At 78.4% G+C, this 487-nt stretch carries 1 protein-coding gene; it reads left to right on the top strand.

From position 1 onward, the window contains the following. Nucleotides 1–487, top strand: a 487-nt coding sequence (locus tag G3I42_RS00925; RefSeq protein WP_164281946.1) for an aminotransferase class I/II-fold pyridoxal phosphate-dependent enzyme, incomplete at both ends; no start/stop codon positions are given.

Genomic DNA, 487 nt, shown 5'->3' with positions numbered 1-487 from the left:
CCGGCGCTCGGGCTGCGCGCGGTCCCCGTCGGCGTCGACGAGGACGGGCCCGTGCCCGCCGACGTGGCGCGCGCGCTCGACGCGGGCGCCCGCGCCCTCGTCGTCACCGAGCGCGCCCAGAACCCCACCGGCGCGGTGCTCACGGCCGAACGTGCCGCCCTCCTGCGGGAGTTGCTGGTCGCGCATCCGGAAACGCTGCTCGTCGAGGACGACCACGGGCACGGCATCGTCGCGGGCCCGCCCGTGCCGCTCGCCGGTACGACGCGGCACTGGGCCTTCGTCCGCTCGGCGGCCAAGGCGTACGGACCCGATCTGCGGATCGCCGTGCTCACGGGGGACGAGACGACGCTCGACCGGCTGCGCGGCCGGCAGCGACTCGGGCCCGGCTGGGTGAGTCACCTGAGCCAGCGCGCCCTGGCCCACCTGTGGCGTACGGGCGCCGTCGACCCCGCGCGCGTCGCCGCCGCCTACGACGCGCGGCGCGCCG

It is taken from the genome of Streptomyces sp. SID11385 (assembly GCF_010548245.1).
In the GTDB taxonomy this organism is placed as follows: Bacteria; Actinomycetota; Actinomycetes; order Streptomycetales; family Streptomycetaceae; genus Streptomyces.
Note: the sequence above shows the minus strand (reverse complement) of the source record. Positions and strands in the feature narration are given on the sequence as shown.